The sequence below is a fragment of the Patescibacteria group bacterium genome (assembly GCA_041671645.1).
In the GTDB taxonomy this organism is placed as follows: Bacteria; Patescibacteriota; UBA1384; order XYA2-FULL-43-10; family 1-14-0-10-43-13; genus JBAZBD01.
The window spans coordinates 304508-329154 of the sequence record JBAZBD010000001.1; the positions used below are offsets into that span (position 1 = coordinate 304508).

Genomic DNA, 24647 nt, shown 5'->3' on the forward strand with positions numbered 1-24647 from the left:
TCCATGAGTTTTCTCGACAAAATTTACAATCCAAGCAAGAAGGTCATATCTCAACTCCAAAGGCAGGTTGATGAGATTAATGAACTCGAAAAAGTGATCTCGAAATTGACAGATGCGGAGTTGAAGGCAAAAACGGTCGATTTTCGCAAGAAAATCGAGGAACGTGGGGCAGAGAACGAGGAGCAAGTTATCGGAGAAACCACGGCCGAAGCCTTTGCCGTGCTCCGCGAAGCGATGAAGCGAGTTTGGGGGGAGCGCCACTTCGACGTTCAGTTGATTGGTGGACTTGTACTTCATCAGGGTAAAATTGCTGAGATGAAGACTGGCGAGGGCAAGACGATCGTGGCGACTCTGCCATTATATTTAAATGCGTTGGCCGGTCGAGGTGCTCATTTGGTCACGGTCAATGATTATCTTTCCAAGCATCAGGGCGAGGGAATGGGCGAGGTTTTCGCTTTTCTTGGCCTCACGACTGGTATCATCCAGAGCAATCAGGAAACTTATCGATTTGCCAAGAAACAAGATTACAAGCACTATTCCGAGTGTGAAGGTCTCAATCTCGAGCCGTGTTCGAGGAAGGAAGCTTACGCTTGCGATATTACTTATGGCACGAACAATGAATTTGGTTTTGATTATCTTCGTGACAATATGGCGCCCGATATCATGTCTTGCGCTCAGCGAGAATTGCACTTTGCGATCGTGGACGAGGTAGACTCGATTTTGATCGATGAGGCTCGTACTCCGCTCATTATTTCGGCTCCAGCGGAGGAATCTGCCAGTTTATACCAACAATTTGCCTCTCTGGTCCCACGTCTCAAAGAGACAGAGGATTATATTATCGATGAAAAGGAGCGGACCGTCACTCTGACCGACAAGGGTATTGCCGAGATGGAGAAGATGCTTCATATCAAGAATATCTATGAGGCAGGCGGTATCACTCTGGTTCATCATCTCGAGCAAGCCCTGAAGGCTTGGGCGCTGTTCAAGAAGGACAAAGATTACGTCGTTCGAGAGGGTGAAATTTTGATCGTTGACGAGTTTACCGGTCGTTTGATGGTCGGCCGACGCTATTCTGAGGGTTTGCATCAGGCGATTGAGGCCAAGGAAAATGTCGAAGTCAAAAGCGAATCTCAAACTTTGGCTACAATTTCTTTCCAAAACTTATTTCGAATTTATCACAAACTCTCTGGTATGACAGGAACGGCTGCGACTGAAGCTGAAGAGTTCTACAAAATATACAAATTGGACGTTGTCGAGATCCCGACCAACAAAAATGTGGTGAGGAAAGATTCGCCCGATCGGATTTACAAGAGTGAAGACGCCAAGATAGACGCAATCGTAGCCGAGGTGAAGGAGCGAAGCGCTATGGGCCAGCCAATCTTGATCGGTACTGTCTCGGTCCAGAAAAACGAGCTTATTTCGAGCAAATTGAAAAAAGCAGGGGTCAAGCACGAAGTTTTGAACGCTAAGCATCATGATCGTGAGGCCAAGATTATTGTTCGCGCAGGGCAAAAAGGGGCCGTTACCGTAGCCACCAATATGGCTGGCCGCGGTACTGATATTAAGCTTGGCGAGGGTGTTCGTGAAGTTGGTGGATTGCACGTCTTGGGTACGGAGAGACATGAAGCCAGAAGAATCGACAATCAGCTTCGTGGTCGCGCCGGTCGCCAGGGCGATCCTGGTTCTTCTCAATTTTTTGTCTCGATGGATGATGATTTGATGAGAATATTTGGTGGTGAGAAGCTCAAGTCCCTGATGAATTCTCTCGGTCTTCCTGATGATGTTCCTGTTGAGAACAAGATGATTTCTCGTTCGATCGAATCAGCACAACGCAGAGTTGAAGGATTCAATTTCGACAGTCGCAAGCATTTGGTCGAATACGACGACGTGATGAACAAACATCGCGAGGTTATTTATCGAAAACGACGTAAGATTTTGGATACTTACGCTTCTGACCGCACTTCCACCATGCTGAAAGAGGAGATTCTGGAGATTATAAATTCTGAGATAGAGAGAATTTTCGCTCAATATTTTGAGGAAAAAGAATCAATCGGCAACGAACTCAAGGCAATATTCGGAGACGTCAAATTGCCAGACCTTGAAGCCGATAAGATCAAAGAATTCGCCAAAAACTTATACGATGAACGTGAGAAGTCATACGGCCTCGAGGTGATGAGAGATATCGAGCGAGTGATCTCACTTCGGACCATCGATATGCTTTGGATTGAGCATTTGACCACCATGGACGAATTGCGCACCGGCATCGGACTTCGCGGTTACGGCCAGCGTGATCCACTTGTTGAGTACAAACATGACGCTTACCAATTCTTCGATGGGCTACTATCAAACATCGATGGCTCCATAGCCAAGACAATATACAAGGTTGAGGTATCGAAGGCTCAAGAAAATCCAGCTCCGAAGCCAATGTCTTTCCAGGGACCTGACGAATCTTCTATCGGAAGTTTTGAGGCCGAGGAAACCTCCGAAGCCAGAGCGAAAATTTTGGAGGCGGAGAGACAAGATAATGTTGTTGCTCAAAAGATGATGGCAGACCAGGCAAGCTGCTCTTCTAGCGTTGCGAGCGTAATGGGCAAAAGCAAATCAGTCTTCGATCGTATGAAAGAAAATTCGACCAACGGTCCTGCTTCACAGGTAAGGACTGGAGCCAAAGTCGGTCGCAATGATCTTTGCCCATGTGGTAGCGGGAAAAAATACAAAAAGTGTTGCGGAAAATAATTTGTTCTCTTCCGACATATAGCTCTGACTGCTATAATGGGAGTAACTAAAAGTGCGTTGGAGGGGACGGATGTCGCAAAATAAAGTGCTTCTTATGATATTGGACGGTTGGGGACTTTCACCTGAGAAAAAGGGAAATGCCCCTCTTTTGGCGAAGACCCCGACTCTAGATTATGTCTATTCTAGTTATCCCAAGACATCGTTGACCGCTTCTGGTATGGAAGTTGGCTTGAGCCCAGGAGAGCCAGGAAACTCTGAAGTCGGTCATGCCAATATTGGCTTGGGCCGAGTTGTCTGGGAAAATTTGCCCCGAATCGATCAGGATATCGCTCAGGGACGCTTTTTCGAAAACAAGATTCTCAATGATCTCTATGATAATGTGATCAAGAATAATTCAACTTTGCACCTAATCGGGCTTGTCTCTGACGGCGGAGTGCATTCCCATATTCGTCATCTTATAAGCCTGCTCGAGCTTGCGGCCAAGAAAAAGATCAAGAATGTTTGTGTCCACATGATCAGTGATGGCCGAGATACAGCGCCGAAGAATGCGCTTGAATATGTCAAACAACTGGACGCTGCCTTCGAATATTTCAAGATTGGCAAGATCGCCACTATCATCGGACGATACTCTGCCATGGACCGTGACAAAAACTGGAATAGACAGATCAAGGCTTTCGATCTCTTTGTTGATAATATTGGCGATGCTTATGCCACAGCGGAAGAAGCGATCAACGCAAATTACAAAAATGGCAAAAGCGATGAGTTCCTCGAGGCCTGTGTGATCGGTGAGGGTGGGAAGATTGGCCCCAAGGATAGCGTTGTCCTTTTCAACCATAGAAGCGATCGGATGAGGCAAACCTTGGAGCTTTTCACCGGGGTCAAAAAGACCAAGAATTTGCCCAGGGGGGTCAAAATTGTCTCAATGACGGAGTATGACAAGACGCAGAAAGCACCTCCAATATTTCCGCCGATAAATCTCGAAAATACTCTTTCGGATCTGATTTCGAAGAAGGGCATGACTCAGCTTCATACCGCCGAGACAGAGAAATTTGCCCATGTTACATATTTTTTCAAAGCGGGAAATGAGAAGGTTCTCCGGGGCGAAAAAGACGAAATTGTGCCCTCTAAGAAAGTTTCTTCCTATGATAAATTACCGGTAATGTCGGTGGCAGAAGTGACCAAGAAGGTAGAGACAGGGCTCGACAAGGAGTTTAATTTTATCGTTGTCAATTATGCCAACGGCGATATGGTCGGCCATACCGGGGTGTTGGAGGCGGCCGTCAAGGCTTGCGAGGCAGTCGACGCCGTTTTGCTCGAAGTTTTGGCCAAGGCGTCAGAAAAAGGCTACAAAGTCTTCATCACTGCTGATCATGGAAATTGCGAGAAAATGATTAGCGAGAAGGGCGAACCGGACAAAGAACACACGATCAATCCAGTCCCATTTGTCTTCCTTGATTTCTCGAAGAAACCCTTTGTCTTCGATCCGAGTGTTAAATATAGCGAAGAAGATTATCTCCAATACGCCTCATCGACCCCGATTGGTGTTCTGGCTGATATTGCTCCCTCCATCCTTGCAAATCTGAAAATTGGGCAAGCCAAGGAAATGTCGGGGATGGATTTAAGCATCGCCATGATATAGAATATAGAAGTAAGTTCATTTATTATTTTAGGGAACTTAATGATTTCTGATCTCATAAAAACAAAAACCAAAGACCTGCCCGCAGATGCTAAAGCACAGCTTTTGCAGGCGGGTGAACCCCCAGAATCGAAAGAAGAAGCCAAGAAAGAGGCCAAGGCCACATCAGATGACCATGGTGGTGATATTGTTATTGAATTTGACGAAGTATCAAAGGTTTATCCGGGCAAAGTCGAGGCCTTGATCGATGTTAGTTTCAATGTCAAAATCGGTGAATTTATTTCTCTCGTAGGTCCATCTGGCGCTGGCAAATCGACCATCATCAAGTTGCTCACTCGCGAAGAGGAGCCTACATCAGGCAAAATCTTGGTCGCTGGCCGTGACATATCGAAGCTCTCTAAGAAGGAATTACCATTTTTCCGACGCAAAGTCGGCGTTATTTTTCAGGACTTCAAACTGCTTCCAAAGAAGAGAGTATACGAAAACATCGCTTATGCTCTTGAGGTTTGTGACGCGACCAACGAAGAAATTGAGGATAAGGTGCCCAAGATTATTGAGCTGGTCGGCCTGACTCAGCGCGCTTTTGCCTTTTCGGAGGAGCTTTCTGGCGGAGAGAAACAGAGAGTTTCGATCGCTCGGGCCTTGGTCCACAATCCGAAACTTTTGATTGCCGATGAACCTACTGGAAATCTGGATCCAGTTTCGACATGGGAAATTATCGAATTGCTTTTCAAGATCAACAAGCAGGGGACGATCGTTCTGCTAGCAACACATGACAAGGAAGTTGTCGATTCGCTAGAGAAGCGGGTGATTTCGATCAGAGACGGCAAGATTTTCTCAGATCAGGAGAAAGGAAAGTACAACTTATAATATGATGTATTTTACTTCAATTTATCGGATCCTTCGAACCTCGGCAGTTTCGCTTTGGCGAAACCGTTGGCTTTCGCTTGGGGCAGTCCTAATCATGGTGATGACGCTATTTTCGATCTCGTTTTTCACTACCCTTCTTGTTGTGAGCGGCAAGATGACAGTATTGCTTCGAGAAAAGGTAGATATCGCTGTTTATTTCAATGATGACGCCTCCAAGGACCAGGTTTATTCAATCCAAAACACTTTGCTCGGCCGTGATGACATCAAATCAGTTGACTATATTTCCAAGGAAAAGGCCCTGGAGAGATGGCAGGAGCGCAATAAGAGCAACGAAAATGTGAAAAATATTATTACCGCTGATTATAATCCCTTGCCACGAAGTTTGGAGATCAAAACAGACAAAACAGAGGATCTGGAGAAAGTTTATGATTTTGTAAATTCTGCTGAGTTTAAGCCTCTGATCAAGGAGATCAGCTACCAGAAAAACAAGGTTTTGATCAACAGATTGATCAAGGCGACCACCTTTATCAAATATATCGGTTGGGCCGAATCAAGCATATTCATCCTGATTTCGATCCTAATTATTTATAATACAATTCGGTTGACGATCTACGCTCGGTCGCAGGAAATTGAGATTATGAAATTGGTTGGCGCCTCTGATTGGTATGTCCAGGGTCCTTTCATCGTCGAGGGCATCGCCTATGGTCTGGTCGCTTCAATAATCTCCACTTTGATCCTCTGGGTTATTTACCATTTTTCCCTTCCTTCAGTCGAGGGATATCTCGGCGTTACCTTGGCCAGCTCGATCTACAGCGGAGTCAACATCGGTATGATTTTCCTATTCCAAATTATTATCGGTCTAGCTTTGGGCACGGGTTGCTCCATGCTGGCGGTCAAAAAATACCTTAAATGAAAAGAAAAACGATATTAAAATTTGCCGGAAGATTGCTAGCTATCATCTTGGTGGCTAATTTTTTGCTTCCGGTGCCGATTACGAAGGCTGACAGTTTGACTGACTTGCAAAGTCAATTGAACAAGCTCATGCAACAGAAGAAGCAGAACACGGCTGCCATTGCTCAGAAGCAGCAGGACATCAACACGCTTAAACAACAAATTCAAACAGTTGACGGCCAGATCTCTAGCACGACCAGAGCGATCGGGACTACGGCCGAGCAGATTGATTCGACTTCTACTACAATCGCTGATCTCAAGGCTCAGATCGAACAAGAGGAAGCTAGCCTGAATAAAGAGCAGGACAATTTAAGCAGCGTCCTTTCCTCTTGGTATATGGAGGGCGATAGCAGTCTTCTCGAAGCTATCTTCATGTCAGACAATTTATCCGAAATGTTTAATCGTTCTGAATACTACGAATCTGTCCGTCAGCAAGTCGAAGTTGCCATAGAGCGTATCGACAAGGCGAAAGATGAGCTGAATCTCCAAAAAGGCGATCAGGAGAGGAAACTGGCTGAGCTTTCTGATCTGAAAAATTCGCAGGAGAGCCAGAAAAATTATCTAGAAAATCGCAAGGACCTGAAGAGCTCTCTACTCAATAATACAACCTCGGCGGTTTCAAGTCTGCAAACCGAACAAAAGAATACCGACTCCTTGATTGCCGACATCCAGGGTAGAATCGATAAGATTAGGGCTGCTTCCGTAGGAGCGGGCGGAGATTTGGTCTCAGCGGTTGATTCGAGTTGGTATTTCCAGCAAGACGATTCAAGATGGAAAAATGATAAAATCGGTGCATATGCCACGATTGGTGAAGTCGGTTGTTTGCTTACTTCGCTCACCATGATCGCCAAATATTATGGCAAAAATTATGACCCGCCTAGCGCCGCTGACGCTTCAGCCTTTGTCCGTGGCGGACGATACGATGGTTCCCTGATTAGTACACCAATCGTTTCGGATGGCCATTCTCAGACTATCGACTGGGCAGTGGTGGACAACGAGCTTGCCAACAATCGTCCAGTTGTCGTTGGTGTAGCCCTTGGCGTCGATATGGGAAATTCCTATGGCGTTTCTCACTTTGTTGTAGTAAAATCAAAAATTGGTACTGGCAAATACGCAATTCATGATCCGTTGGGTCCTGGACGGGGTTATATGAAATCTCAGGTCAAGGCGATGCGTATTATACGGCCATAGCAAATACTATAGAAAACAGAAAAATTGATGCAAATATTTTCAAACAAAAAAGGTAAAATTCGGCTAAAGCAAGCCCTATTTTTTGTCTCGACACTCCTACTTCTGGGAGCGAGTTTTTGGTTTGGCGTCTCTTGCGGGAAGGGCAACGTCCCAATTCTTCGTGATCTATCCTCTCAGGTTGTGAACAAAGAGGAGGACAAACCGAGTCAACTTGATTTTTCAATCTACTGGGATGCTTGGAACAAACTGGTTGAAAAAGCGGTAATCAAGCCAGATCAGCAGAAGATGATCTATGGTTCGATCTCAGGCATGCTCTCGTCGCTCAATGATCCCTATACAGTGTTTTTCACACCAGAAGATGCCAAGAGATTCAAAGAAGATATCCAGGGTGAATTTGATGGCATCGGAGTTGAATTGATCCAGAAAAATGGTATACCAACAGTGGTAGCCCCGCTTTCAAAAACCCCGGCCGAGGCGGCTGGTATCAAAGCGGGCGACTTGATCGCCGAAGTTGATGGCACCAAGACTGAGACAATGGGATTCAATGAGGTGGTTGATAAGATACGAGGCAAGAAGGGCACTACGGTGACGCTTAAAATTGTCCGTGAGGGGAAAGACGAGCCGATTACTGTCCTGGTGGTGCGTGACACAATTATCGTCAAAAGCGTCGAGTGGGAATTCAAGGATCAGGATGGCAAGAAGATTGGAATCGTCAAAATCAGACAATTTGGCGACGATACAAACTCGCTTTTTGATCAATTTGCCGCTGAAGCGATCAAAAATAAGGCCGATAGTGTCGTGGTCGACCTAAGAAACAACCCTGGCGGCTACCTCGAATCTGCGATTACTTTATCCAGCTATTTCATTGATGGCGGTACTATTGTCAAAGAGAAAGATCGTAACGACAATGTTCGGGAATACAATGCCAACAAGAAAGCTACTCTGAAAAATATTAAGACTGCAGTGCTGGTCAACAAAGGATCGGCTTCTGCTTCTGAAATTTTCTCCGGCGCATTGCAAGACAGAAAAGTAGGCAAGATCATCGGCGAAAAGACATTTGGCAAGGGTTGCGTTCAGGAAATTATTGAGTTGAAAGATCAATCTGCAGTCAAAATTACGGTGGCCAACTGGCTGACGCCAAACGGCCGAGCGATAAATGGTGAAGGAATTACTCCTGATATCACAATCGTCAAAACTGACGACGCCAAAACAGATAATCAACTGGATCGGGCCATTCAATTTTTGACAAAAGGGGAGTAGAATTAAGTCATAAAGTTATCAAGTTCAGTCTGTAAGCTCTAGGAGGGGCGATGCCAGATACTCAACAAAACACTAATACGCCAACAACAGCCCCGAAGGGGTCTCCTTTGGGAACGCAGACAACAACACCTGCGCCTACTTCGAGTCCGTGGGAAGAACCTTTGCCTTTGGAAGATACCAAGCCGAAAATGATGGGCACTCTATCAAAAGAGGAATCGGCCGCTGTACCAGATTCAGCGCCCCCAAAGGGGGCCCCTTCGGGGCCGGTCTTTTCGTTGCCTAGCAATCCAGAGGAAAATGTTGTGCCCAAGCCTGTAACGCCTGCTGATTTGCCGGTATCTTCCCCAAAGGGGGCCCCTTCGGGGCCGGCTCCAGCTGCGCCTCCGCCCCCTGTCCCACCTGTCCCGCCCGTAACTCCGAAGGCTCCAGCTCCAAAAGTGGAGCCAGCTGTCGCCCCGGCCGCCCCGGTCAAAGCCCCCTCGATATTTGCAAGATTGGCCAAGACCAAATCGATCGGCCTCGAATTGTTGAAGAGCAAAGCTGATGTAACACCACCTGTTGCGGCTCCGGCCGAAAATACTGCTTCGCCTGCACCTACGGTTGCTCCGGCTCCGATAGTTGAGAAAAAGATTGCTCCGACAATTCCAAATCTGAATGAATCAAAGCCAGCAATTTCTGGCGATATTTCTCCGGCTAAGCCCGTTGCTCCTGTTCCTGCCCCTGTTGTAGTGCCTCCACCTGTCGTGGCAGAGCCTATCGCTGCGGCTGTTCCGCAAGCTGCCCCTCCTGCACCAGCAGTGGTCAAGCAGCCCAAAGCCCCAATCAAAATCTCTCCTAGGAAGCTTTGGACGGCTGGCGTCATTGTCGGTCTTTTGGCTATATTTTCGCTGATGACTTGGCTGACAGAGATTGGATTTGTCTCAGTCGGCTTGGAAAAGGTTTATGGTGCGGTTAATATCCAAGCACTTTGGGGTGGTTTGCCAGCAAACGGTGAACTTGCTCTTGGCAAATCATTTGTCGTGATGAAGGACAACCCAAACTTTGAAGTATCTGGCACGCTTGTCGTAGATATCGACCGAACCAAGAATTCTACCGTGACTAAGCCTCTCGTCTCATATTTTCCCGATATCTATGTCAAAGAAACTGTCCAGAAGGCAAAATTGGCAGTTTATACTGGTTATGATGTCGATGGCTCATCGGTGGATGCAACTCCTACGGACACTACGACTTCGACCGACACAACGGACAGCAGCGCTACTTCAGATACAACTACAGCGGCAGATACAACAACTTCTGCTAGCTCAGTTGCGAGCTCTTCGAAGCAGGAGGATTTTCCGGCTTACCAAAACGTAACTTCAACGATCAAAGAATTGAATGCAGATGTCACTGGCAGTTTCACGGACAATGGCGGTAGCGCCAAATTTCAGTTCAAGAAACCTGTCGGATCGACAGATGTTGAGCTCAAACAGCAGGCGGGCAAGCTTTGGCTAAAGAGCAAGATTGCCTTCACCAAGAACCAAGATGCCACCAAATGGATGGAGATGGGCATGGGCCCAGTTAAGGCGGGGAACAGTATTGTCGAGAGTCTTTTTAGCGCCTCACCGGCCGACGGTTTGTCAGCGACAGGCTCGAGGGTGGGCAATGAGAAAATTGGCAATGTTCGAACATACCACTATAATTTCAAATCCCTGGAGATCGGCGATTCGCTTATCGCCCTTGGAATCAAGAATGAAATGGTCGACAGTATCTCAGGAGACGTCTGGATCGGAATCAAGGACCAAAAAATCCAAAAGATTGATCTCAAGATCACTCCAGCGCCGTCCTATTCAGTTACAATGCTGAAATTATCCCTAACTCTCAGTAACTTCGGTGAAGCTGAATTTGCCAAACCGCTTGCGACTGAGATTCTGCCTGCCAGTTTTGTATCTCAATAATTGGAGTATGGTGACCTTTACTATTCGACTTAGCCATAGTATATTCTTCATGACAAACAAATAAATTATCCGCCAGCTGGCGGAAGGAGTAAAATGACTTGGTTTTTAATCATTGTTGCGGTAGCCGTGGTCGCTGTGATCGGAATTTATAACAAATTGGTCCAATTGAACATTCGAACCGATGAGGCTTGGAGCGATATTGACGTCCAGATGAAACGTCGGGCAGATTTGATCCCAAACCTAATTGAGACAGTCAAGGGTTACGCGAAGCACGAAAAAGGTGTTTTTGAGGGCGTGACAGAGGCCAGAACTCAGATGCTCGGGGCAAAATCAGTTGGCGAGAAGGCCAAAGCCGAGAACATGATGGAAAGTGCGCTCAAATCAATTTTTGCCGTCGCTGAGGCTTATCCAGATCTCAAAGCAAATCAGAATTTTGCTCAGCTTCAGGCTGACTTGACTGACACAGAAGATAAGATCCAAGCTTCAAGAAGATTCTATAACGCCAACGTTCGTGATCTGAATATTGCAATCCAGTCTTTCCCAACGAACATTTTTGCTAGCATGTTCAAATACAAGAAAAGAGATCTTTTTGAGATCACTAATGCCGCCGAAAAAGAGCCAGTTAAAGTCGACTTCAACAATTAAGGAAATACCCATATGGCACTAAAGAAAATCAAAATACCAAAGATGAACTTCAAGAAGCTTGATTGGTCAAAGTGGAATTTTCGTAAGATGAACTGGCAGACAATATTGGCGGTAATTGCTTATTTGCCTGTTTTGACAATCATTTCACTTGTTTTCTCTTCCAAAAACCCATATCTAACTTTCCACGTTAGACAGGGTATTGCCCTTCACCTACTCTGGATTCTCTTCGTCTTTTCATTTTTCCTGCCCCTGATCCCATGGATTCTAGCGGTCGCTCTTTTGGCGCTCACTGTGATCGGAATTATCAATGTTGTTTCGGGTCATGAAAGAAAATTGCCAGTCGTTGGTCAATTAATATAAGCACTCAATATGAATATCTGGAAACAAGTCGATGCTAATAAGCAGAGGAGCATTTTTCTGGTCTTCATATTTGTGCTAGTCGTGATTGGGATCGGCTGGTTGTTCTCCAATTATTACGGTAATCCTGCGATTTTGTATTTTGCAGTCGCTCTCGCCTTGACCCAATCATTGGTCGGCTATTATGGCGGTGACAGCATAATCTTGAGTTCTTCTGGCGCCCAGCTTGTCACCAAAAGAAGCGATCTGCCAGTGCTCTGGAATGCGGTCGAAAATATGTCGATTGCTTCTGGCCTACCGATGCCGAAGGTCTACGTCATCAACGATCCCGCGCCCAATGCCTTTGCCACTGGCCGGGATCCGAAGCATGCCTCAATCGCCGCTACGACTGGTCTGTTGCAAGTTTTGGACAAGAATGAGCTAGAGGGCGTCGTCGCCCATGAAATGTCTCACGTCGGCAACTATGACATTCGCCTGATGACGATTATTACCGTTCTAGTCTCCGTCATTGCGATACTCTCTGACATTTTTGTCCGTTCCCAGATATTTGGATTTGGCCGGAAGCGTGACAACAATAGTGAGGGCGGTGGTCTGATGGCAATTTTGAGTATTGTGGCGCTGGTACTAGCACCGATTGTCGGCACTATTATCCAGCTTGCAATCTCTCGCAAGCGCGAATTTTTGGCTGATGCCGATGGGGCATTGCTGACTGGTTACCCAGCCGGATTGGCTGGCGCTTTGGAGAAAATTTCAAAGTTTAGCAAGCCCTTAGAGCGTGCCAATACTGCCACTGCTCATCTTTATATTTCCAATCCATTGGGCGGGGGAAATCCAGAAGAAAAGGAGCCTGGTTTTCTCGCAAAAACGTTTTCTACCCATCCACCGATCAAGGAGCGGATCAGATTGCTTCGTCAAATGAGCTAGACAGTTTTTGATCTTGGGACAACCTCCTGGCGGAGGTTTTTTGATTGACAAGAATCACTTAATGTTATATAGTTTCAGGTCATCGTACATGACAATTTGAGGAGGTAGTAGTTATGTCTATCGGTACGAATTGGTTCGGCATATTTGTCGATTCCATAATGTCACTGGGGAAGCATGGCTTCCGTCCGCCTTTGCAGAAGATTGCAAAGGAAATCGAGCTTTGGTTCGCGGAGCATTATCCGACCGTGAACAGAAAGTTCAAAGTCTCTGTTTCTTGCCGTAGGATTCCAGTCAACGACTGTTTCTATGGCGTTGACGCTCTCCGGATCCCTCCGGACCGTCTAACGACAGTTGAACTGAGAGTTCGCCTCCGTGGAGAACTGAATCAGTGGCAGGTTTTCCTGGCTTGTGGTGATGTCCTTACCGCCAAGAACATTTTTTCTATCCTGCGCCCTGAGGCGATGCAATACCTCGAGCGATACGAAGGGACGTGGGAAAAGCGAGTCAAGGATAGTTCGCCCAATCCGCATCCGATTTTTCGGGATCCAAAGAGATCGGAGAAAAATAGGAAAGCAACTTCGGAAAGCCGTATGCATACGGAGATCCAAAAGATGCTTAGCACTCCTCGGGCCTTGGCAAAGCTTTGCGGCAGCAGCGCCTACTACGCTGAGACGGATGGCTCGATCAGCAAGACAAATTTTGCTCGAATTATGAGTACCATTGTTTTGGCACAGCTGAATGATGAGGCGAAATGGCACCTGACCTATCAGTTGGTGTTTATGTGTATCGTCGATCCTATCCCGGATCGACCAGAGCTCTTCATGCCAAAATCGCTCTTTTGGGAGTATGTGGAAGAGTATCACAAGATGATGACAGGCAGCCGTCAGCGAGCGCTGGAACGGCAAATCGTAGAGGTATTTCAGAAAATCCAGGGCATTCGGGCCGAACGAGGTAATCTTCTTGCTCGGATCAGGTTGGCCGAGGAAAAAGAAGAAAAGCTGAACAACCAGCTTGCCTCTCTCGGGGCGGAGAAAGCGGAGGTCGATTTGGCCTTAGCCCAGTTCCTCTCGAAACAAAAGTAATTTCATCTCGTCATCATATACTGGTGGCGAGTTTTTATATCCGAAAGGTGATTTTCCTCTCTGACTTTGACACTTCCGTTTTCAGTTTTCGGATAGTGATCAGAGAGAGATCCTCGATATTAAGAATGCGGCCGTCCTCAAGCAGGATTTTGCCGCTTTTTTTGTCCTTAAATTTCCCGGTCGATGTTTCGCCGTCTTTGAATTTGAAATATAGAGGAGTGCCTTTGGGGAAGCTAGTGTGCATATTTTCAGAATATCACAATTTGCAAAATAATGTTTAACATGAAAATATCTAGTTCCAGACTATATAATTTACATGTACATCTCATATCTCATGTGTTTTCTGTTGACATATCGTTAGCGATTATGTATCATCGTGTTAACACAGTGAAGCATAATCAACATACAAAAATGAAACGAGAATTAGAATCACAATTAGAAACACCGGCGGCCAAGAGACTTTATGAAGTTCTGGCGCTTATCGATAAGCCAGAAGACATGGCCAACTTTTTACGTGATCTTTTGACGCTCGAAGAAATAGAAGAGGCGAGTCGGAGATTGCTCTCGGCCAAGTTGCTCAAAGAGGGCAAGAGCATTCGCTACATTGCCAAAGAAATTGGTGTGTCGACGACGACAGTTGTTCGTATTAACTATTGGCTCCATCACGGTATGGGCGGTTACGACCTGGCTTTGGAGAAATTAAAGTCTTAATTTTTCTATAAGCTCGATCGTTTCTGCCAATCAATTCCGCCTAACGGCGGTTTTTTGGTTGTGCAGAAAATTCAAAACGACGAGTGGTGAAGGGGACTGTTATGAATAAGCACCTTAAAAAATTAGAACCAGGAGATCAACTCGATTTCCAAAGCAATGGCGGATATTTGCCTTGCTACTGCCTCGATGATGTTAGCGGTAAAATTGTTTTTATCGCTATGATCGCAGAACATTTTTACCAAGCCATGATGAGGTCCTATTGTAGCGGAAGTTATTGGGCTGCAAGTATAACTTGCGGAATTCCCTATAAGACCAAATCGCTTCATTTCGATGAGATAGATCATAGTATTATTTGTCGAGTGGAGATGTTTGTTCATCCTGATTTGATGACTGGTAGGAGGATGTGAGATGAAACTTGATTTTGACAAACTGTTTGCATTATTGATTGATGCAAAGGTCGCTGACGGATTTTTGGTCACAGTCCGCGACATTATGACAAATGTGATTTTATACTCTGATCGAATATCGGTCGAGAATATCAAGGCACTTTTGTCTTGCCGTGATGCTACATATTGGCGTGCCGGAGATGATTGGGAAAGAACAGGTTTGTATATCCTTTCGGCTTGGATTGATGAAAGCAATCTTAATATTTGTTTTTTGACAGAGCCAAGACCACGTAGATCTTTCCTGAATATTCGAAACGAAAAAGGGGGGCTTTCGATGAGTAAACCCAGAAAAATCAATGATGAAATAATCCCCGGAACTATTACCAGTTCTGTTGAGGATCCCTTGATAACTGAAAATACATTGTTTATGTGCCTCTGGACTTGTCCAGCTTGTGATATAAAAATATATTCTCCAGTTTATCTAGATATGAACTTACAGTTGCGTCGTTGCCAGAAATGCGACGAATGCTATCCTGTTGATTTCTCAGAATACCTTAAGGAGGTAAATCATGAGTAAATTCATCGAAGTCTCGAGTCAAGTTTTAGGACTTGATTGGAGCAAAATGTTTGGTTTTGTAATCGTGGTAATTCAAGATTCCAAGACCAATGTAGTGCTGATGGTCGGGGTAATGAATGAAGCGGCGCTTCGCATTACCTTGGCCACCGGGAAGGTGACTTTTTGGTCTAGAACTCGAGATAAACTATGGACCAAGGGGGAAACTTCCGGCAATTTCCTAAATGTTTGTGAGATCTTGGTCGACTGCGACCGAGATACACTTCTCATTCTAGTCGAGCCAATCGGCCCGACTTGCCACACTGGTGCCGTTAGCTGTTTTGAAGAGGCTAATGGTGAATTGCGAATCTTCAAAATGGGAGAAGAAAATGTTTGAATTTTTAGCGGGTTTTGCTCTGGCAGTGCCAGATGGGTCCATGGAAGCAGTCGTGATCAATTGGCTCAAAAAAGCTGGAATCGCGATTCTCTTTTCGAACGGTCGAGTCAAAACTGGTACGACCAATGTTCCTTTTATTCAATCATTGACGTTATTGCGTCCGCAGGAAATACCGATATATCTCGAAAAAGGGTGTTTCCAGGTGGCAATTGCCAACGAAGATTGGATTGCAAATTGGCAGTCTGATGTAGTCATCCTTGCTCGTTTTCCGATTGCGAGGGCGACAAATCAGGCGGTGAGAATAGTTCTAGCCGTGTCTAAGGCAAGTGGCTATGAGGCTATCGGAGATTTGCCCAAAGGGTCAACGATAGCGACCGAATATGTCGAGTTGACAGGGCAGTATCTAGCCCAAAAGGGCCGAGCTGATATCGAGGTGATTCGTTCTTGGGGCGGCACCGAACAGAAGATAAAGTTTGGTGCTGCTGCGATTGTTGAATTAACCGAAACGGGTAGCTCACTTATCTCAAACGGTTTGAAAATTATCGATGAAATCATGATTTCCAATACTGTTATCGCGGTAAATCGCGAGGCATACAATAACATAGATCTGCGTCCGCAGATAGATTGGTTTGTTGAGGTGATGAAGGGTGCAAATCTGGCAGATAGTTATGTATTCGTTCAGGCCAATGTTTCGGAAGGAGCAGTAAAGAAAGCGTCCGAAATTCTTGGCGGAATGTATGCGCCGACTATCAGCTCGCTTACAACTTCTGGCTGGTATTCGATATCTGCCTATGTGCTAAAAAATTGTCAGCACGAAATAGTCTTCCAATTATTGCAGATGGAAGTAAAAGATATCTGTGTTCACGATAATATATCCATGGTCTTGGGTCGTTAATATTTCCCAATATTAAAATACAATTTCACAAAGCGCTTTGATTTTTTATCGGAGCGCTTTTTTAAATTTATTTTTGCTATAATGGCAGGAGAATACTAAACGGGAGAAAAAATGTTTTCAGAGACAGTAGACGAATCGGGAAGTGACAATCTAGGAGAACCGGCTGGGAATCTTGTTACCGGTACGACACCTGAAACACCAGCGCCGAGCGATGAGACCCCTGCTAGGTTTGCGGGTTGGGAGAAGTCAACAATTGAGAAGGTCAAGCAAAGAGCTGACATCAAAGCTGACATTTTGAATGCGTTTAACAATGGGAATGTAGATATGGCTACCGAAGCTCTTATTAGAGCTGGCCATTATCTTCTTGATCTGGAGGCCGAGACAGAATATAAACAGCAAAATTTTGAAGGGACAGAGACGCACGGTCCAATATATTGGCGAAATAGACAAGTTCCGGCGATAATCGATGGTACGGCTTCAGGAGACATGCAAATTGTGTATCTGAGCAGTGTCGATAGACTTCATTTCCGCCGAAAGGATGGCGGGTTTGAGGTATATCTTTGTGGACCGCCAAGCCCGAGGGCAAAACAGAGATGGGAGCTTGTCGAGCAGGCATATGATATTTACTATGGTTCAAATTAGTGCTGTATTGTCTCCCAATTAGCAAACACCTCACATATGTGAGGTGTTTGCTTGTTATAGTCATTGACTATTCAATCGTTTGTATAATTATTTGAAAAATGGTATTAAATACCCAGTATCTTGATCAAGAAATTGAGGCAAAGAAAGGGGGATACCACAAGTGGGCATTTTTGAAAATCTTCTTTTTAAGAAAGGTAGTCATGCGCGGCTGTGCATAATGCTCCAGAAATATTTGGCCAGCCAAGAATTGTCAGACTGGATTATATTTGGCTTGGTGACAACCATTGTCAGAGAGTTTATGCCGAAACATCCATTGCCGAGTGCCACTCTTGCGGAGTGCGTATCGGGGACGGATTTCGTCACATATCATACTGAGTATGATGATGTTTTGAATAAGCTAACGAGTCTTATTTGCTGGTTTCGATTAAGTTTAACGCCTGGCAGCAAATATGCTCTGGATCGTCTTCCTGGCGGTAGTGGCTTGGCGGCCAGTGTGGAAATCTTGCACAAGCTGATTCGGCTACATTGCTGGGATCAGCGACTTTCCATTATTGAGCAATCGTTAACGCCGTTTCAAGCAGATCGAGGGAGTTGGCCACTCGTTATCCAGCCAATTGTGGCTCGGCTTGAAGAGATTACCACTGTCGCGAAGGCGACCGACGAAAAATTCAAGCCAGTCCAGGTCTGTATGGGCCATCCAGCAATGCATCTTCGATGCTATGGCGGAGGCGTGCCGGTTCAAGGTTCTATCTGCTCGGGCATATGCTCCGACAAGTCACGCGATCTTGAGGAATGCCTCAGACGATATAACGAGGCTACCGCCAATGGCAAGATCAAGGATCATGGCTATCCAGAAAAGGAATAGATTCAATTTATCACGGTCAGCTTATCCAAGCTGGCCATTTTTATTTCATTGCACAAGTTATGGAGTCTATTTTGACTTGAATTGCCTCACGCTTAAAGGTAAAATCAAATAGAGTTATAAAGTTGAAAGTTATAAAGTGATAAAGTCTGAAGCCAAAATTAGAATAGAGAAGCTCCGCAAGTATATTGACGAAGTCCGTTATCGATATCATGTTCTTGATGATCCTAGTGTGACGGATGCGGATTATGATTCTCTCATGCGCGAATTAGTCCAATTGGAAAGTGAGTTTCCTGATTTTGCTGATCCCAATTCGCCGAGCCAGAAAGTCGGAGGCAAGCCGCTCAAGAAATTTGAGAATCGAAAGCACCAATTCCCGATGATTTCACTCAACGATGCCTTTGACCAAGCTGAAATGAAAGATTGGTATGATAAGATGGCGAGGTTAGTTGGTGAGAAATCAATTGATAAATCGGGCTATTATTGTGAGATCAAGATGGATGGCCTGGCCGTAAGTTTGGTCTATGAAAAGGGCAATTTGGCTTACGCCTTGACTCGTGGCGACGGTGCGACGGGCGAAGATATCACCAACAATATCAAAACAATCCGTGCTATCCCGATGCAATTGCGTGATTCGGAATTCAATAATATTGATCGAATTGAGATCCGCGGCGAGATCTATATGCCGATAAAGAGTTTTGAGGCGCTAAATACGGAGCGGGCCAAAAAAGGCGAGGAGCCATTTGCTAACCCGAGAAATGCGGCGGCCGGCAGTATTCGTCAGCTCGACCCAAATATTACCGCCTCGAGAAATCTGGATTTCATGGGTTATGCCCTGATCGGTTTTCCAACCAAGAAACACGAAGAGGAACACGAGATTATCAAGAAATTGGGATTGCCGACCAACAAACACAACGAATTTTGTCCCGATCTGGATCATCTTTTTGATCTCTGGGATAAATGGGAAAAATTACGGCCAAAGTTGCCTTATCAGATTGATGGCATGGTCGTAAATATTAACGATGAAAATTTATTTCAGGAGCTTGGTGTGGTGGGCAAATCTCCGCGTGGCGCGATCGCCTACAAGTGGCCAGCCGAGGAAGTGACGACCGTCGTTCTCGACATTCAAGTCCAGGTCGGTCGGACTGGTGCGCTGACGCCCGTGGCCATTCTAAAACCGACGGAAGTTGCTGGCTCTACTGTGTCTCGCGCAACGCTTCATAACGCTGATGAAATCGCTAAGAAAGATGTTCGAATCGGTGACACAGTCATTATCAGAAAGGCCGGTGATGTTATACCAGAAGTGATCAAACCGATCAAGGAATTGCGAACTGGCAAGGAGAAGATATTCAAAATGCCAACAAAGTGTCCAATCTGTGGCGGCTCGGTCGTCCGATTGGATGACGAAGTTGCTTATCGCTGTGCCAACAAAAAATGTTTTGCCGTTGAATTCCAGGCCCTGCGTCATTTTGTCTCCAAGGCGGCTTTCGATATCGACGGTTTGGGCCCCAAGATCATCGAAAAATTGATGAACGAAGGCCTGATCAAGAATTCGGCCGATATATTTGATCTCAAATTGGGGGACATCGAGCCGCTCGAGCGTTTTGCCGAAAAATCAGCTCAAAACCTGATTGAGTCGATTCAAAATGCCAAAAAGATTGATTTGGCCAGATTTATTTATGCTCTTGGGATCAGAAACGTTGGCATAGAGACAGCGATCGACCTAGCCGCCAGATTTGGTACACTGAAAAATCTCGGGGACGCGACTATAGAAGAAATCAATTCTGTTCGTGATATCGGCCCGGTTGTGGCCAAAAGTATTTTTGACTTTGCCCATGACGAGAAAAATCAGGAACTAATCCATGCCTTGCTCCGAAACGGTGTAGAAGTTACCGAAATCGAGCGGGCCAAACCGAAAGAGGGCATAGCCGGAAAAACCTTTGTTTTTACTGGTGGGCTTGATACAATGACCCGTGACGAAGCTAAGGATCTGGTTCGAAAATATGGTGGCAACATCAGCGAATCAGTCAGCGGCAAGACCGATTTTGTGGTGGCGGGCGACGAAGCAGGTAGTAAATTAGAAAAGGCGACCAAGCTTGGCCTGAAAGTGCTGTCTGAGCAAGAATTTAATAATTTAATTAAATAAATATGGCAAAATTTGATATCCATAATTTAGACGTACACCAAATTGAGAAGATGAAGCATCTGGGCAAGGCTGACATTCACATGCACAGCAACCGCTCAGACGGTCGGCCCAGCGTGCAGGAAATTCTTGATTGGGTCGAGGAAAAAACAGATTTAGATATCATCGCAATCACGGATCATGATACGATGGACGGCTATTTCGAGGCGGTTGAATTGATGAAGAAGAAGAAATACCGCTTTGAGCTGATTCCTGGCGAAGAAGTCACGAGTATCGAAGGTCACATCTTGGCTCTTTGGATCAAGGAACCAATCAGGGGCGGTCTCGAAGCCCATACAGTGCTCAAGAAAATTCACGAGCAAGGAGGAATCGCTATCGCCGCCCATCCGTTTCAACACGTTCGGGTTAGGGAACCGAAATATTTGACCCTTGATGGCGTTGGTTTAGTTACGCTCCTCAAAGAGAAGGATCTCTGGCATGGCGTAGAAGTTTTGAATGCGACGCCGACTTTGGGTGAAGAAAATCTCCGAGCCGCATTTGTGAATCGGACCATGTTACTCAAGGCTGAAACTGGTTCGTCGGACGCACATATCCTGGAGGCTATTGGGAAGGGCTACACGGTCTTTGAGGGCAAAACTGCCCATGAATTGAAGGAAGCCATTCGACATCGCCAAACTCAAGCCCTGTATTCCAAATGGACTGTTTTCGCCCTTTTCAAATATCTCTTTTTCTTCATCCCGATTGGCTTGAGATTGATGGTGTACACGATGATGCACGGGAGGAGCAAGAAGCGTCCGCAGATCGTAAATGTGCCTGGTACTACAGTCAAAGAGACTTTCCGCTTCAGAGACGGCGAAGAGTTGAAGTAGCTTCTTGATCATGCTAGTATTTGAACTAAATTAACCAGAACTTTCATGGCAAAATTATCAATTCAAGAAATCGAACATATCGCCAAGCTTTCTAGGCTCGAACTCTCCGAGGATGAGAAGGAATTATATTCCCACCAGCTCTCGGATGTTTTGGCGTACGTCGAACAGTTAAACGAGGTCAATACTGACAATGTCGAGCCGGCTGCCAACGTAACGGGGCTAGAGAACATTTGGCGAGACGATGAAGTTGAAAATTCCGGAATAGTTCACAAAGATATCGAATCAAATGCGCCAGAATTCAAAGCCGGTAGTTTTGTCGTGCCAGGCGTGTTCGAATAATACGAAAATTACGAAAAAATGAATTTTTATTCACTTACAATCAAGGAAGCATCGGGTTTGCTCGCCAAGGGCGAGATTACTTCGGTCGAATTGACCGAGGCTATCTTTGCACGAATTAAAGAAGTCGAGCCAAAAGTAGGTGCGTATATCACTTTGTGTGAAGACAAGGCGCTCGAGATGGCCAAAGCTTCGGATAAGCGTCGAAAGAGTGGCAAGACCTTGAGCGAAATTGATGGAATACCGATTGCGGTCAAGGATTTATTCCTCACCAAGGGCGTCAAGACGACGGCTGCCTCAGAAATATTGAATGATTTTGTCCCGATATACGAATCTGCGGTGACCGACAAACTCTGGAATGCCGGAGCAGTTCTAATAGGAAAGACAAATCTCGATCAGTTCGCGATGGGATCTTCGACTGAGACATCAGCATATAATACCTCAAAAGAATTTGATTCTACAACTAGAAACCCATGGGATTTGGGCAGAATCCCAGGCGGCTCGTCTGGTGGCTCTGCCGCCGCCGTGGCGGCCGATCTTTGCATCGCCGCAGTTGGTACTGATACTGGTGGTTCGATCCGCCAGCCGGCCTCACATTGCTCGATAACGGGGCTCAAGCCAACTTATGGTCGTGTCTCACGTTATGGGACTATCGCCATGGCCTCTTCGCTTGATCAGGCAGGACCGATGACCAAAACCGTAGAGGACGCCGCTATATTGCTCAAAATAATCTCTGGCTATGACAAACACGATTCAACTTCATTTGAGAAGGAAGTGCCAGATTACAGTGGAGAACTTAAGGCGGAAAATATAAAGAAAATGAAAATCGGCGTGCCAAAAGAATTTTTTGGCGAAGGTTTGGACCCAGAAATAGAGAAAACCGTTCGTACAGCCATTTCTCAATATGAAAAATTGGGGGCCGAAATAGTACCTGTCTCATTGCCGATGGCTCATTACGCTTTGGCGGTTTATTATATTCTGATGCCGGCCGAAGTAAGCTCAAATTTGGCTCGATATGATGGAATACGCTTTGGGTTTTCAACCCAAAAAGTCGAAAGTCTAAAGTCAAAAGTCGAAAGATTAGAACAAGTTTATAGTATTTCTCGGGCCGAAGGTTTTGGTGCTGAGGCCAAACGCAGAATTATGCTCGGAAGCTATGTCCTATCTGCTGGATATTATGACGCTTATTACAAGAAGGCACAGAAGGTCAGAACCCTAATCAAACAAGAATTTGAAAAAATATTTGAATCAGTTGATTTACTTATTGCTCCTGTCTCTCCTGTACCGGCATTCAAATTTGGCGAAAAAGCAGATGACCCGTTGGCGATGTATCTTTCTGACGTTTTGACAGTTCCGGTCAATCCTGCAGGATTGCCAGCTATGAGCATCCCTGCTGGCTTTATGAATCGTGACGGCAAGGAATTGCCAGTTGGACTGCAGCTGATGGGGCCTCATTGGGGCGAGCAGGCCATCCTGGACGCTGGCCATGCTTTCCAACAAGCTACTGATTGGCACAAGGCCAAACCAATACTTTAATTTTACATTTTTCATTAATTTAAAAATTTATCAATTGATCAATTAACGAGTAATGGTCAATGGTAAATGTTAAATACGACTGCAAGGAGTACTTTGGGTAAGAAATCACAACTTCGGAGGGAGAAGAAGGAACAATTTGCGAAGGAAAGAGTGGCATATCGCCGACAGATGGAATTTGCCAACACTCCCTGGCTTTTGTTTTGGCGTCGAGTTGATTTTTGGATCTATAGCGTCTGTTTGGCCCTAGTAATCACTTTCCCGTTTGTGATGAGAGATTCTCTGGTAATAGGCGACCAAGCCACAATTCATACCTCGAAGGGTGATATAGAAGTCTCTTTTTATCCCAAGGAGACACCGAAAGCAGTCGAAAATTTTACCGGACTCGCGAAGAATGGTTATTACAATAATACAATCTGGCATCGCGTAATCAAAGGATTCATGATTCAGGGCGGTGATCCAGGTGGGACCGGCACAGGTGGTGAGAGTCTTTTTGGCGGTCCGTTTGATGACGAGATCAATGCTTATGGTCTCGGTATGGCAACTGCTGATATCACAAAGTTGGAAGAGAAGGGTTATCGATACAACCAAACCATTACTACTCATCCAGTCCAAGTCGGAAGTTTGGCCATGGCCAACGCCGGGCCGAATACGAACGGAAGTCAATTTTTCATCGTGACCGAGCAAGACCAGCCTCATCTTAACGGCCAGCACACAGTATTTGGCCGTGTGACAAAAGGTTTAGAAATTGCCAAAGCGATTTCCGAAGTTCCGATTGATAGTAATGATAAGCCAACTGAAGATGTAAAAATATTATCAGTTGATCTGAAGTAAAAATATGTCGCAAAAACACAAAAAAAATCAGGAACCGGATATCCTTCAAGTTATCGTTGTTGGTATTTTCAAGATGATATGGTGGATTCTGACTTTGCCGTTCAAGGGCTTGAGACGTGGCAAAAGCGGTTTGAGCGTTGAAAAAAAGAATTATATTGCTTCGAAACGGCAAGAAATTATTGGGCTGTCAGAAAGTCAATCAATAATTGAATTGAAGCATGCAGTGATGGAAGCAGATAAACTAGTCGACTTTACCCTGAAAAATAAGGGTTTTGCCGGTGAGACCTTCGCCGATAGATTACGCTCAGCTGAATCATCAATGTCGAAGGACGTATACAATAGTGTCTGGACAGGCCACAAGGTCAGAAATCAGATTGCCCACGAATCAGAGTCGAGAATCGAATACGGGGAGCTTAGGGGAGCAATTGATCAGCTATTAAAATACACGAGAGCGATATGAGCGAAATCGAAGAAGTCGGTGAACAACTCAGCCAGGAAGAAATCTCCAAGGAGATAGAAGAGCTTATTATCGCTTTGCGGCCATACAACAACTTGAAAACTTCGGTAATGCATAACAAACATCACGGCGTGGCTTCTGTCGAGGCTGACCCTCGAAGCTTGGAGGGGAACACTCCGGATGATATTAAATTTAGGAATGTTGTTAAGCGATGGGAAGAATATTCTGATGAATTACGCAAGGGAATGGTTACTGTCGACTTAGAGCCAGGACATGGTTATGCATATCAGGATGTCAGATCGAGGGATGGGAAGCGGATGATAGACCTGATTTTTTTGCGAGAGTATTACGAAAAAATTAAAAATCTGCACGAGATACTTAGCCAAAAATGGGATCAGAGCATAATGGGGACGACCTTTGAGGGCGACAAAAATTAATCCTTG

Annotated in this window: 26 protein-coding genes; 25 read left to right on the forward strand and 1 reads right to left on the reverse strand. The window is 45.4% G+C overall.

All coding sequences use genetic code 11. The features are described 5' to 3' along the window. Window positions 1-3 precede the first annotated feature (3 nt). The 11 genes from secA (at window position 4) to WC227_01570 (ending at window position 13586) form a co-directional block, all read left to right on the forward strand. Entirely contained in the window at window positions 4-2736 is a 2733-nt protein-coding gene (gene secA, locus WC227_01520; GenBank protein MFA6963375.1) for a preprotein translocase subunit SecA, read from the forward strand. A gap of 70 nt (window positions 2737-2806) precedes the next feature. After that, window positions 2807-4375: a 2,3-bisphosphoglycerate-independent phosphoglycerate mutase gene (gene gpmI / locus WC227_01525; GenBank protein ID MFA6963376.1), complete on the forward strand. Its 1569-nt coding sequence runs from the start codon at window positions 2807-2809 to the stop codon at window positions 4373-4375. Between the two features lie 39 nt (window positions 4376-4414). Beyond that, window positions 4415-5242, forward strand: coding sequence for a cell division ATP-binding protein FtsE (gene ftsE, locus WC227_01530; protein MFA6963377.1), 828 nt, complete (start codon window positions 4415-4417; stop codon window positions 5240-5242). A gap of 1 nt (window position 5243) precedes the next feature. Beyond that, window positions 5244-6155: a permease-like cell division protein FtsX gene (locus tag WC227_01535; GenBank protein MFA6963378.1), complete on the forward strand. Its 912-nt coding sequence runs from the start codon at window positions 5244-5246 to the stop codon at window positions 6153-6155. After that, complete coding sequence (locus WC227_01540) at window positions 6152-7384, forward strand: C39 family peptidase (GenBank protein ID MFA6963379.1); 1233 nt, start codon at window positions 6152-6154, stop codon at window positions 7382-7384. Before WC227_01535 ends, WC227_01540 begins: the two co-directional genes overlap by 4 nt. A 27-nt stretch (window positions 7385-7411) precedes the next feature. Then, window positions 7412-8644, forward strand: a complete 1233-nt coding sequence (locus WC227_01545; protein ID MFA6963380.1) for a S41 family peptidase — start codon at window positions 7412-7414, stop codon at window positions 8642-8644. A gap of 50 nt (window positions 8645-8694) precedes the next feature. Then, window positions 8695-10578 carry a hypothetical protein gene (locus WC227_01550; protein MFA6963381.1) on the forward strand — a complete coding sequence of 628 codons (1884 nt, stop codon included), beginning with the start codon at window positions 8695-8697 and terminating at the stop codon, window positions 10576-10578. Between the two features lie 93 nt (window positions 10579-10671). Further along, window positions 10672-11223 (forward strand): LemA family protein, encoded by a 552-nt coding sequence (locus WC227_01555; GenBank protein MFA6963382.1) that lies wholly within the window; start codon window positions 10672-10674, stop codon window positions 11221-11223. Between the two features lie 12 nt (window positions 11224-11235). Continuing rightward, window positions 11236-11583, forward strand: a complete 348-nt coding sequence (locus tag WC227_01560) for a hypothetical protein (GenBank protein ID MFA6963383.1) — start codon at window positions 11236-11238, stop codon at window positions 11581-11583. Between the two features lie 9 nt (window positions 11584-11592). Continuing rightward, complete coding sequence (locus WC227_01565) at window positions 11593-12504, forward strand: M48 family metallopeptidase (protein MFA6963384.1); 912 nt, start codon at window positions 11593-11595, stop codon at window positions 12502-12504. Between the two features lie 113 nt (window positions 12505-12617). Then, entirely contained in the window at window positions 12618-13586 is a 969-nt protein-coding gene (locus WC227_01570) for a hypothetical protein (GenBank protein ID MFA6963385.1), read from the forward strand. A 34-nt stretch (window positions 13587-13620) separates the two neighbouring features. Here WC227_01570 and WC227_01575 read toward each other — a convergent pair whose 3' ends face one another. After that, window positions 13621-13830 carry a hypothetical protein gene (locus tag WC227_01575; GenBank protein ID MFA6963386.1) on the reverse strand — a complete coding sequence of 70 codons (210 nt, stop codon included), beginning with the start codon at window positions 13828-13830 and terminating at the stop codon, window positions 13621-13623. 167 nt (window positions 13831-13997) lie between these two features. Here WC227_01575 and WC227_01580 point away from each other — a divergent pair, with 167 nt between their 5' ends. The 14 genes from WC227_01580 to WC227_01645 all read left to right on the forward strand — a co-directional run bounded on the left by WC227_01580 (window position 13998) and on the right by WC227_01645 (window position 24641). Then, window positions 13998-14297 carry a YerC/YecD family TrpR-related protein gene (locus tag WC227_01580; GenBank protein MFA6963387.1) on the forward strand — a complete coding sequence of 100 codons (300 nt, stop codon included), beginning with the start codon at window positions 13998-14000 and terminating at the stop codon, window positions 14295-14297. Window positions 14298-14398: 101 nt separating this feature from the next. Then, window positions 14399-14704 (forward strand): hypothetical protein, encoded by a 306-nt coding sequence (locus WC227_01585; protein ID MFA6963388.1) that lies wholly within the window; start codon window positions 14399-14401, stop codon window positions 14702-14704. Between the two features lies 1 nt (window position 14705). Next, complete coding sequence (locus WC227_01590; GenBank protein ID MFA6963389.1) at window positions 14706-15260, forward strand: hypothetical protein; 555 nt, start codon at window positions 14706-14708, stop codon at window positions 15258-15260. Beyond that, window positions 15253-15633, forward strand: a complete 381-nt coding sequence (gene hisI / locus WC227_01595) for a phosphoribosyl-AMP cyclohydrolase (protein ID MFA6963390.1) — start codon at window positions 15253-15255, stop codon at window positions 15631-15633. Before WC227_01590 ends, hisI begins: the two co-directional genes overlap by 8 nt. After that, window positions 15626-16528 (forward strand): ATP phosphoribosyltransferase, encoded by a 903-nt coding sequence (gene hisG / locus WC227_01600; protein ID MFA6963391.1) that lies wholly within the window; start codon window positions 15626-15628, stop codon window positions 16526-16528. Before hisI ends, hisG begins: the two co-directional genes overlap by 8 nt. A gap of 111 nt (window positions 16529-16639) precedes the next feature. Further along, window positions 16640-17170, forward strand: a complete 531-nt coding sequence (locus WC227_01605; GenBank protein MFA6963392.1) for a hypothetical protein — start codon at window positions 16640-16642, stop codon at window positions 17168-17170. 217 nt (window positions 17171-17387) lie between these two features. Then, on the forward strand, window positions 17388-18035 hold the full coding sequence (locus tag WC227_01610) for a hypothetical protein (protein MFA6963393.1): 648 nt from the start codon (window positions 17388-17390) through the stop codon (window positions 18033-18035). Between the two features lie 136 nt (window positions 18036-18171). Further along, window positions 18172-20178: an NAD-dependent DNA ligase LigA gene (gene ligA / locus WC227_01615; GenBank protein MFA6963394.1), complete on the forward strand. Its 2007-nt coding sequence runs from the start codon at window positions 18172-18174 to the stop codon at window positions 20176-20178. A gap of 2 nt (window positions 20179-20180) precedes the next feature. Then, complete coding sequence (locus tag WC227_01620) at window positions 20181-21044, forward strand: PHP-associated domain-containing protein (GenBank protein MFA6963395.1); 864 nt, start codon at window positions 20181-20183, stop codon at window positions 21042-21044. Window positions 21045-21089: 45 nt separating this feature from the next. After that, a complete protein-coding gene (gene gatC, locus WC227_01625; GenBank protein MFA6963396.1) occupies window positions 21090-21383 on the forward strand; it encodes an Asp-tRNA(Asn)/Glu-tRNA(Gln) amidotransferase subunit GatC in 294 nt (97 codons plus the stop codon). An 18-nt stretch (window positions 21384-21401) separates the two neighbouring features. Then, window positions 21402-22916: an Asp-tRNA(Asn)/Glu-tRNA(Gln) amidotransferase subunit GatA gene (gene gatA / locus WC227_01630; GenBank protein ID MFA6963397.1), complete on the forward strand. Its 1515-nt coding sequence runs from the start codon at window positions 21402-21404 to the stop codon at window positions 22914-22916. A gap of 93 nt (window positions 22917-23009) precedes the next feature. Beyond that, window positions 23010-23747 carry a peptidylprolyl isomerase gene (locus tag WC227_01635; protein MFA6963398.1) on the forward strand — a complete coding sequence of 246 codons (738 nt, stop codon included), beginning with the start codon at window positions 23010-23012 and terminating at the stop codon, window positions 23745-23747. A 4-nt stretch (window positions 23748-23751) separates the two neighbouring features. Next, entirely contained in the window at window positions 23752-24207 is a 456-nt protein-coding gene (locus WC227_01640) for a hypothetical protein (GenBank protein ID MFA6963399.1), read from the forward strand. Continuing rightward, complete coding sequence (locus tag WC227_01645) at window positions 24204-24641, forward strand: hypothetical protein (protein MFA6963400.1); 438 nt, start codon at window positions 24204-24206, stop codon at window positions 24639-24641. The genes WC227_01640 and WC227_01645 overlap by 4 nt, the downstream gene beginning before the upstream one ends. Window positions 24642-24647: the final 6 nt, after the last annotated feature.